The sequence below is a fragment of the Streptomyces sp. SID3212 genome (assembly GCF_009865405.1).
GTDB lineage: Bacteria > Actinomycetota > Actinomycetes > Streptomycetales > Streptomycetaceae > Streptomyces.
Window position 1 is genome coordinate 1 of the sequence record NZ_WWJY01000648.1, and the last position, 10,216, is coordinate 10,216.

At 72.8% G+C, this 10,216-nt stretch carries 8 protein-coding genes; 2 read left to right on the forward strand and 6 right to left on the reverse strand.

Translation table 11 applies throughout. From position 1 onward, the window contains the following. On the forward strand, window positions 1-2,767 hold a 2,767-nt coding region (locus GT042_RS19455; RefSeq protein WP_161310002.1), incomplete at its 5' end, for an AMP-binding protein. A 26-nt stretch (window positions 2,768-2,793) separates the two neighbouring features. Further along, on the forward strand, window positions 2,794-2,997 hold the full coding sequence (locus GT042_RS19460; protein ID WP_161310003.1) for an MbtH family protein: 204 nt from the start codon (window positions 2,794-2,796) through the stop codon (window positions 2,995-2,997). Between the two features lie 98 nt (window positions 2,998-3,095). On the opposite strand, the gene GT042_RS19465 is transcribed toward GT042_RS19460, so the two are convergent. The 6 genes from GT042_RS19465 to GT042_RS39225 form a co-directional block, all read right to left on the reverse strand. Further along, a complete protein-coding gene (locus GT042_RS19465; protein WP_345943839.1) occupies window positions 3,096-3,911 on the reverse strand; it encodes a TIGR03621 family F420-dependent LLM class oxidoreductase in 816 nt (271 codons plus the stop codon). A 188-nt stretch (window positions 3,912-4,099) separates the two neighbouring features. Next, window positions 4,100-5,008, reverse strand: coding sequence for a hypothetical protein (locus GT042_RS19470; protein WP_161310005.1), 909 nt, complete (start codon window positions 5,006-5,008; stop codon window positions 4,100-4,102). Window positions 5,009-5,018: 10 nt separating this feature from the next. After that, window positions 5,019-5,582, reverse strand: coding sequence for a papain-like cysteine protease family protein (locus GT042_RS19475; RefSeq protein WP_237530956.1), 564 nt, complete (start codon window positions 5,580-5,582; stop codon window positions 5,019-5,021). 219 nt (window positions 5,583-5,801) lie between these two features. Next, window positions 5,802-6,881 (reverse strand): iron-siderophore ABC transporter substrate-binding protein, encoded by a 1,080-nt coding sequence (locus GT042_RS19480; RefSeq protein ID WP_161310009.1) that lies wholly within the window; start codon window positions 6,879-6,881, stop codon window positions 5,802-5,804. Between the two features lie 125 nt (window positions 6,882-7,006). Beyond that, entirely contained in the window at window positions 7,007-8,755 is a 1,749-nt protein-coding gene (locus GT042_RS19485; protein ID WP_237530958.1) for an ABC transporter ATP-binding protein, read from the reverse strand. A 68-nt stretch (window positions 8,756-8,823) separates the two neighbouring features. Further along, window positions 8,824-10,216, reverse strand: a 1,393-nt coding sequence (locus GT042_RS39225; protein ID WP_161310008.1) for an ABC transporter ATP-binding protein, incomplete at its 5' end; no start/stop codon positions are given.

The following is a 10,216-nucleotide window of genomic DNA, read 5'->3' on the forward strand; positions in this document are numbered from 1 at the left end:
CACCTCCGGCTCCACCGGCCGCCCCAAGGGCGTGGTCATCACCCACGAGACCGTCGGCAACCTCTTCCACAGCCACCGCGAGACCCTCTACGCACCGGCCGTCGCCGCGACCGGCCGGCGTCGTCTGCGGGCCGGCCACGCCTGGTCGTTCTCGTTCGACGCCTCCTGGCAGCCCCAGCTGTGGTTGCTGGACGGCCACTGCGTGCACGTCGTGTCCGAGGAGACCCGGCGCGACCCCGAACTCCTCGCGGCGGCGGTCGTCACCCACGGCTTCGACTTCCTGGAGGTCACCCCGTCGTTCTTCGCCCAGATGGCCGACACCGGCCTGGTCTCCGGCGACACCTGCCCCCTCGCGGTGGTCGGCGTCGGCGGGGAGGCCGTACCGCAGGCGCTGTGGGACAGGCTGCGGGGGCTGCGCGGCACGGAGGTCTTCAACCTTTACGGGCCCACCGAGTCGACCGTCGACGCCCTGGTCGCACGGGTCCGCGACAGCGACCGGCCCCTGGTCGGCCGCCCCGTCGCGGGCACCCGGGCCTACGTGCTGGACGACCGGCTCCGGCCCGTACCCCCCGGTGTCACCGGCGAGCTGTACCTCGCCGGCGGCGGACTGGCGCGCGGCTACCTCGACCGGCCCGCGCTGACCGCGGAACGATTCGTCGCCGACCCGTTCGGCGCCCCGGGATCCCGGCTCTACCGCACCGGTGACCTCGCGCGATGGACCTCCGACGGGATGCTCGACTACCTCGGCCGCGCCGACGACCAGGTCAAGATCCGCGGCTTCCGCGTCGAACTCGCCGAGATCGAATCCGTCCTGGACCGTCATCCCGACACGGCACAGGTAGTGGTGACGGCTCGTCAGGACGGACCGCACAAGCAACTCGTCGCCTATGTCGTCCCGGTGGCCGGAAGCGCGCCCGACGCGTCCCGGCTGCGCGGCCACGCCGCCCAGCACCTGCCCGACTACATGGTGCCCGCGGCCGTCGTCCTGCTGGACCGGCTGCCGCAGCTCGCCAACGGCAAGCTCAACCGCGCCGCCCTGCCCGCGCCCGACTTCACCGCCCTCTCCACCGGCCGGCCGCCCGCCACCCCCCAGGAGAAGACCCTCGCCGCCGTCTTCGCCGCCGTCCTCGGCCTCGAACAGGTCGGCGCCGACGACGACTTCTTCTCCCTCGGCGGCGACAGCATCGTCGCGATGCAACTGGTCAGCAGGGCCAGGGCGGCCGGGCTGCGCATCACACCCCGCCTGGTCTTCCGGCACCGTACGGTCGCGGGCCTGTGCGCCGTCGCCACCGAACAGGCGGCGGCCCCGGCGGTCCGCACCCCGGACGACGGCACGGGCAGCGTCCCGCTGACCCCGGTCATGCACTGGCTGCGCGAACTGGGCGGCCCCTTCCAGGGCTACCACCAGGCGGCCCTGGTCCAGACCCCCGCCGCACTCGACCGCCCGAAGCTGGCGGCCGTTCTGCGGGCGCTGGCGGTCCGGCACGACATGCTGCGGGCGAGGCTGATCCGTACGGACACGACCGACACTACCGACACGACCAACACCACCGACACGGCTCACTGGACCCTGGACGTCCCCCCGGCCGACGGATTCGACTCCGACCGCTGGATCGAACGCGTCGACGCGACCGGCCTCGACCCGAACGACCCGGACGCCCTCGGCGCCCTCGTCGCAGCCCGGGCCCACACCGCCCGGGCCGCCCTCGACCCCGAGACCGGCGACGCCGTCAAGGCGGTCTGGTTCGACACGGGCGACCGTCCAGGCCGACTGCTCCTGATGGCCCATCACCTGCTGGTCGACGGCGTCTCCTGGCGGATCCTGCTGCCCGACCTGGCGGCGGCCTGGCAGGACGTCGCCGAAGGCCGGCCGGCCGAACTCGCCCCCGTGGAGACGTCGTTCCGCCAGTGGTCGCACCAACTCAGGCAGCTGGCAACGGACCCCGCCCGGGAGGCCGAACTGCCCGTCTGGACCGGCATCCTGGACGGCGCCGAGCCGCTCCCGCTGCTCCGGCCCCTGGACCCGGAGCGCGACACCACCGGCACCGTACGGGAGGTGGCGCTGCGCCTGTCCCCGGAACACACCGACCCGCTGCTGTCCTCGGCCCCCGCGGCCCTCGGCGCGACGGTCAACGACGTCCTGCTCACCGGCCTCGGACTCGCGCTGACGGACTGGCTCCGCCGCCGGGGTACGACGGGCGGGGTGCTGGTCGACCTAGAAGGCCACGGCCGCGAGGAGGAGTTGACGGGCGACGCGGACCTGTCCCGTACCGTCGGCTGGTTCACCAGCGTCTTCCCGGTCCGTCTCGACCCGGGCCCGGTCGACCTGGCCGACGCCTTCGCGGGCGGCCCGGCGGTGGACGAGGCGCTGGAGCGGGTCAAGCGCCACCTGGGCGGACTGCCGGCCAACGGTGTCGGCTACGGCATGCTCCGCCACCTCAACCCCCGTACGGCCCCGGTGCTCGCCGCGCTGGAACCGCCGCGGATCGAGTTCAACTACCTGGGACGCTTCAGCATCCCCGAGGCGACCGACTGGTCGTACGCGCCCGAGGAGGACGCGGCGGACATCGGTTCCGACCCGTCGATGCGCGAGGGCCACGCCCTCGGCATCAACGTCGTCACGGAAGACCGCCCCGAGGGCCCGGTCCTCGCGGCACACTGGTCCTGGCCGGCGGGAGTGCTGGACGAGGAAGATGTCAGGGACCTCGCGGCAACGTGGTTCCGGGCCCTGGAAGCGCTGGTGGCACGCGCCGGCGCACGTTTGTGACAAGAGCAGCCTGAGGAGAATCCGACATGAGCAGCAGCAACCCGTTCGAGAACCCCGAGGGTGTCTACTCGGTCCTGGTCAACGACGAGGGCCAGCACAGCCTGTGGCCGGACTTCGCGGAGATCCCGGCGGGCTGGACGAGGACCCACGGCCCCACGACCCGCGAGTCGTGCCTGACGTACATCGAAGAGAACTGGACGGATCTCCGCCCGAAGAGCCTGACCCTCTGACGTCCCTCCTTCGACCGGACGGGCTCCCATGAGCCCGTCCGGCGATTGAGGACCGGGGTCGGGGTGAAGCCGCGGCGTGGGCGCTCCGCGCCGAGGCGTCACCGCAGGTGCTTGATGACCTCCGCGAACGCGGCCCGGTGCGGCTCCAGCACGCTGATGTAACTGACGCCGTACTCCTCCCGGTACCGCCGCAGCCGATCCGCGATCTCCTCCGGCGAACCGATCAGCACCCCCGGCAGCTGGTTGAGCGAGGCGTCGTCGAGACCACTGGCCTGCCGGATGATCGCGAGATCCAGCTGCTCGGCGCTCTCGCCCACCGCCGCGACGAACAGGTTCAGCTCGATCCGGTCGGCCCGCTCGCCGGCGGCCTCACGCAGGACGCGGACGCGGCGCGCGAACGCCTCCTCCGGGGGCAGGCCCTCCGTCACCCCGGCCATGATCGAGAAGCTGAAGATGTCGGCCTCCCGGGCGCCGAAACGCAGCATGCGATCACCGGAGCCCGCCAGCATGATCGGCGGCACGGGCCGGTCCGGCTCCGCCGCCAGCAGCTCGCGCGTCGCGGCCAGGGTCGCCTCCAGCTTTCCCAGGCGTTCCCCTCCGGTACCGAAGGGCAGGCCCACGGCCTCGAACTCGTTCGGCATGTATCCCGCGCCGAGCCCCAGCTCCAGGCGCCCGTCGGTGAGGCGCTGGGTGTCGGCGACGTCCCGTGCCAGATAGGCGGGACTGGCGATGCCGGCGTTGAGCACGTACGTGCCCAGGCGCATGGCCGTCACGTCGGCGGCGGCCACCAGAGCCGGGAACGGCGACTGCATGCCCAGATGGTCAGGCATCTGGAGCACGTCGTACCCCAGGTCCTCCACCTCGCGCACACGATCACGCCAGGCGGAGCGGGAACCGACGTTGATCAGACTCACGCCGAAACGGAACGGGTGGTTACTCATGACAGCCCTTCGTGCGGATCCAGCGGGTACGGATGGGGAAGCCGTCCGAGTGGTGGATACACTCATCGGCCCGTATCTACCGGAATAACACACGAGGACCGCATGCGAGAGGTTCACCCCCCCTCCGCCGGGGCGGAGCGGGGGGTGTATGAAGGGTGGGTTCAGCGCGCGCCGGGGCGCCGCCGCCGGAGGAACACCGCCGCCCCGCCCGCGAGGGCGAGTGCCGTGCCGGACCCGCCGGCGAGGAGCAGCGTGGAGGGCGACGAGTCCGGGGAGCCGGTCTCCGCGCGCTGGAGCTCGTAGCCGCTGGAGAAGCCCTTGGAGTCGTACTCGGAGCCGGCCTGCTTGTCGGCGTACCGGGCCTTGACCAGTTTCTGGTAGTCGCGGAGCGACACCGACGCCTTGCCGCCCAGTCCCTCCCGGGCCTGGTCGTTGAGCGGCTCGACGGTGGTGAGCCTGAGCCGGTACCAGCCGCGGATCTGCGGTTCGGTGAAGGTCAGTGTGCCCACGCCGGCCCGGCCGGCGTATCCGGCCTCGCTGTTGCCGTCGCGCACGGCCGCCAGGTGCCAGCCGCCGCCCTGGGTGGGGGCGAGCAGGACGGTGGCGTCGCGGCCGTTCACGGTGGTGCTCAGCGAGGAGACCAGCCCCGTCAGGCTGATCGCCTCGGTGGCCAGCGGCTGGGCGGTTCCCGCCGCGAACCCGGGGGTGATCTCGTTCCGCGCGACCGGGTCCTTGATCGTGAAGGCGGGGAGGCCCTGGCAGGGCTCTGCCGTGTCGGGGATCGTCTGCACCCGGGTGCTCGCCTCGCCGGTCGGCACCGGAGTGCGCAGGAACCGGCAGACGGTGTTGAGGACGTCGGTGGTCTTCACCGCGTCGAGCGCGGCCCGGTAGTCGGGGATGTCGGCCGGGAGCGGGTCCTTGGCCGGGGCCGCGTACGCCGGACCGGCGACGGACAGCAGCGCGGACGCGCCGACCGCGAGGAGGACGGAGAGACGGGAGGAGGGACGGGGGGAGCGGGCCGCCCGCCCGCCGGACATTCTGGTGCCGCTGGTACCGCTGGTGTCGCGCACGTCGCCTGCCTTAACGGGAGATACCGATGCGGGAATGGGTCCACTTGGACGAGCTGTTGCTCACGTAGTCGCTGTACTTCCACCACGTGTACGTGGTGGTGTCCGGCCACGGGTCGGCCACCGCGATCGTCGTGTTCGACGTGTCGAAGCCGTAGATCACGTTCATGTGGCCGCCGCCGGCCGCCCACCCGATGCGGGCACCGATCGGCCGGGCCGCCTTGACGTCCGTGTGGACCTGGTCGAACGTGGCCGCGCTGTTCAGGCCCGTGCCGGTGCGGGTCATGCCGAGGCTGCTCCACCCCTTGGCCATGTCGTCGAGCGTGGCGGGCTGGTTGTTGCAGCCGTAATAGGGCTTGGCCCGGTCGCAGAAGTCCGCCTGGGTGGAGCCGACGCCCTGGAACTTGGCGATGGTCAGCCCGGAGGCGACCCAGCACCACTGGTTCTTCTCCTGCTTCAGCATGGTGATGCTGTCCTGGCCCGCTTCCGCGTGGGCCGTGCCTCCCGCGGTGACGAGCGCTCCCAAGGCGGCCAGCGCGACGACCGGCGCGGTGATTCCGTACCTGAATCTGCTCATGTCCCTGCCTTCCCCTGATCGGTTCGAACGAGATGAACGGGGTGATCTGGCAGAAATATGACACCGCATTATGTTTGCGGTATATAGGTGGCTTGCGCGAAATGAACCCTTACTGATTATTCGTCAGGCAATCATGCAAATGACCGCACCCCGGCCAGAACCCGCCTGGCCGGGGTGCGGTCACATCACGCGCCGCGCGCTCGTCCGCGCGCGGCCGCATCACGACGCGGGCTGCGCCACCACTGTCTCCGGATCCCCGTCCACCGCCGCCGCCAGCTGCGGCGTCAGCCGGTCCAGCGCGTACGGGAGGCTCAGCACCGTCCCCATGGACAGCGCGTTCCCGAAGTCGCCCGTCTCCTTGATGAAGACCTCACGCCCCTGCTTCACCACCGGCAGATCCCCGTACGTCGGGTCCTTGTGCAGCTTCTCCGCGTCCTTGACCGGGTCGCCGACGAACCACACCGCCACCTTCTGGTTCAGCAGATCGGTCCGCTCCTTGCTGATGTTCGCGCCGAACTGGTCACCGATCGCCTTGTCGAGCCCCGCCGGCAGCTTGAAACCGTACGACGTCAGCAGCCGCGAGCGCGGGTCCTGGCTGCCGAAGACGAACATGCCCTCGTACGGGGTGGCCATCACGCCCGTCGCGCCGGTGAACGCCGGATTCGCCTCGCGCGCGGCGGCGAACTTCGCCTCCACCCCGGCGACGAGCTTCTTCGCCTCCGCCTCCTTGCCGAGCGCCTTCCCCACCGTCTCGGTCTGGAGCTCCCACGGGATGCCGTAGTCGTTGTACTGCTTCGGCTGCGCCAGCACGGGGGCGAACTTCGAGAGCGTCTCGTACTGCTCCTTGGTGAGCCCCGAGTACAGCGCCACGATCAGATCGGGCTTCAGCGCCGCGATCCGCTCGGTCTGCGGTCCGGTGCCGGGGTCCTTGAGGAGCGTCGGTACGGCCCCGCCGCCCAGCTTCGCCGTCGCCCAGGGACCGAGCGCCCCCTTGTACGCGCCCAGCCACTCCGTCGTACCGACCGGGACCTCGCCCAGCGCGAGCACGGCGTCCTGGTCGGTCAGACCGACCGTGACGATCCGCTGGGGCCGCGACTTCACGACCGTACTGCCGAACTTGTGGGCGATGGTGACGGGGTACGCCCCGGGCGCCGCCGCGTCCTTGCCCCCGGCCGCCGAGCCGGGCTTCGATCCGGAACCCGATTCCGAGTCCGAGCCGCAGGCGGCGACGGTGGCGAAGAGCAGCAGGACGGAGGCGAACGCGGCGGCGAGCCGGTCGGCACGGAGTGTGCGGGCCAGTGTGCGGGCCATCAAAGGGGTCCTTCGTGATCGGTGGTGCTTCTCTGGTGGGTGGACGCGGGGGGTTGGGTGGTGCGTTCGGGAGGTCGGGGAGTACGGTCACGGCCCTCTTCGGGAAATCCCGGTCACGGCGCCGCCTCGCGGCTGTCCGACCACGCCTCCCACAGCGCGGCGTAGCGCCCGCCCGCCGCGCGCAGCGTGTCGTGCGTCCCCGACTCGACGATCCGGCCGGCGTCCATCACGACCACCCGGTCCGCGGTCGCGGCCTGCGTCAGCCGGTGCGCCACGATCAGTGCCGTACGGCCGTCCACGGCGCGCGCGGCGGCCTTCTCCAGGGCACGCGCCCCGGCACTGCCCGCCTCCGCCGTGGCCTCGTCGAGGACCGCGACCGGGGGGTCGGCCAGCACCAGCCGGGCGAGGGCGAGCTGTTGGGCCTGGGCGCTGGTGAGCCGGTGGCCCCCCTCGCCCACGACCGTGGTGAGTCCGTCCGGCAGCAGGTCGGCCCAGGTGAGCGCGTCCACCCGGTCCAGAGCCTCGCGCAGTTCCGCGTCCGTCGCGCCGGGCCGGGCCAGCCGCAGGTCGTCCGCGAGCGGCCCGGCGAAGACGTGCACCTCCTGGGTGATCAGCGCGACGGCCCGGCGGACGGCTTCGGGGCCGAGCGCGTCCAGGTCCGCGCCGCCGATCAGCACCGTGCCCTTCTGCGGCCGGTGGATGCCCGCGACGATCTTGGCCAGGGTGGTCTTGCCCGCGCCGCTCGCCCCGACCAGCGCGACCCGCTCCCCGGGGGCCAGCGTCAGGTCCACCCCGTGCAGGACGGGATGGCCGGTGCGGTACGCGTGCGTGAGGCCGCGGACGGTGACCGACGCGTCCCGCGGTACGGCCGGCCGCTCCGGCTGTACGGGCGGTGCCAGGTCGGCCACCCCGATCAGCCTGGCCAGCCCCGCCGTCGCCGACTGGGCGTCGTCGATCAGGATCAGCGCCGAGTTGACCGGGGTGAAGAGGCTGTGGAAGTAGAGCGCGGCGGCGGTCGCCGTACCGATCGACACGGCGTCGGCCCGCACCAGCAGGAAGCCGGCCACCAGCACGGCGGCCAGACCGGTGAACTCCGCCAGGTGCAGCCGGCTGTAGAAGCGCAGGATCAGCCGCACCCCGCGCATCGTCAGCTCGACCACCGACCACGACCGGGCGGTGACCTGCCCGGTGTGCTCCTTCTCCAGCCGGAAGGCGCGCACGGTCGGCCCGCCCCCGATGGTGTCCAGCAACTGCTGCTGCTGGGCCCCGTTGGCGATGCGCTGCTCGGCATAGAGGGGCGCCGCGTTGCGCAGGTACCAGCGTGCCGTGTGCGCCTGTACGGGAAAGGCGAGCAGCGCGGCCAGGAAGAACCGCCAGTCGAGCAGGGCCAGCGCACCGAGCGTGAGGACGATCGCGAGGACCGAACGGGCCAGCTCGGGAAGGGCGTTGCGCACCGCGTCGGCGATCAGCGACACGTCTCCGGTGACCCGCGCCGTGAGGTCGCCCGAGCCCGCGCCCTCCACCCGCTCCAGGGGCAGGTGCAGCGCGCGGTCCACGAACCGCTCGCGCAGCAGGGCGAGTACGGTCTCGCCGAGCCGGGAGACCAGGGAGAGCCCGAGCCCGGTCGCCGCGCCCTGGACGAGGGCGACCACGACGAGCAGGACCACCGGGGCGGTCAGCGCGCCGGCCGGGCGGCCTTCGGTGACCGCGTCGACGATGTGGCCGAGGGTCGGCTGGATCAGCAGCCCGACGGCGGTGGCGGCGACCATCGTGGCCAGTCCGGCGAGGGCCAGCCCCCGGTGGGGCCGCACCAGTTCCCGTACCGCCGCGCGGGTGCGCCGGACGGAGGCGGTGGGCAGCAGAGCCCGGCCGTCCGCCCCGGCGGACGGCGCCGTACCGGAGCCGGCAGGTGTGGTGGTGAGGTTGTCCGTCACGCGAAGACCGCCGTCCGGTAGGACTCGTGCCGCTGTACGAGGTCGGCGTGCGCGGCCGTGTCCGTCACGCGCCCTCGGTCCACCAGCACCACCCGGTCCGTGACGGCCAGCAGCGCGGGGCTCGCGGTGACCAGGATCGTCGTACGGCCGCGCCGGAACTCCCGTACCGCACCCGCCACCCGGGCCTCCGTGACCGCGTCGACCGCCGTCGTCGGATCGTGCAGGACCAGCACCGGCGCCTCGGCGGCAAGCGCCCGGGCCAGTGCCACGCGCTGGCGCTGCCCGCCGGACAGGGACCGTCCGCGCTCGGTGACCGTCGTGTCCGCCCCGTACGGCAGGGTGTCGGCGACCTCGTCCGCGCCCGCCGCCGCCATCGCCCGCCGGAGATGCGCGGTGTCGGCGGGGTCGGGGGCGGAGGCCGACACGTTGCTCAGGAGGGTCCCTTCGAACAGGTCGGCGTCGTGGCCCGCGACCAGCACCACGTCCCTGACCAGCGCCGGATCGAGCGTGGCGAGGGCCGTACCGTCCAGTTCCACGGATCCCGCGTCCGGGTCGGCCACCCGTCCCAGGCAGCGCAGCAGCGCCAGGGCATCGGCCGGATCCGTCGTGACCACCCCGAGCAACTCGCCCGGCGCGGCGTCCAGTTCGAAGCCGCGCAGTCCGCCGTACGACACCTCACGCAGCCGGACCTCTCCCCGTACGGGCCGGGCCGGCGCACCCGGCCCCGGCACCACGGCCGGGGGAGCGGACAGCACCTCCGCGATCCGCGCGGCGGACGCCCGGCCCTGGGCCAGCTCCGCGTTCACCCAGCCGGCCACTTGCAGCGGCCCGAGCAGGAACAGCGCGAGACCCACCGCCGAGACCAGCCCGCCCAGACTGATGTCCCCCTGGGCGGCCAGCCGGCCGCCGACCAGGGCGACCAGGGCGAGGAACACCCCGGTCAGCGCCAGTGTCATGCCGTTCTGCCACGCCTGGGCCCGGGTGGCCCGCAGCGTGGCGCCCAGCGAGGCGCGGCTCGTGGACCGGTAGCGGGCGAGGGCCGCGGACTCGGCGCCGATGCCCTTGAGCACCCGCAGCCCGGCCACCAGATCGGCGGCGACCCCCGAGGCGTGCGCGGCGCGTTCCTGCTCGGCCTCGCTGCGCCGCTCCAGCGGTTTGCTCAGCAGATGACCCAGCCAGAGCAGCAGCGGGGTGCCCAGCAGGACGACCAGTCCGAGGGGGACGGAGATCCAGAGCAGGGCCACGGCGCTGACGGTGAGCGCGGTGAGCGCGGCGGCGGCCTCCATCACCGCGACGGTGACGGCGCCGACCCGCTTGGCGTCCTCGGTGGCGAGGTTCGTGAGCGCGCCCGGCAGCCGGCCGGCCTCCGCGCCGCCCCCCGGCTCCAGC

Bases quoted from the DNA above. Each gene is read 5' to 3' on its own strand.
- GT042_RS19460 (WP_161310003.1), top strand. From the start codon at position 2,794: ATGAGCAGCAGCAACCCGTTCGAGAACCCCGAGGGTGTCTACTCGGTC.
- GT042_RS19475 (WP_237530956.1), bottom strand. From the start codon at position 5,582: ATGAGCAGATTCAGGTACGGAATCACCGCGCCGGTCGTCGCGCTGGCC.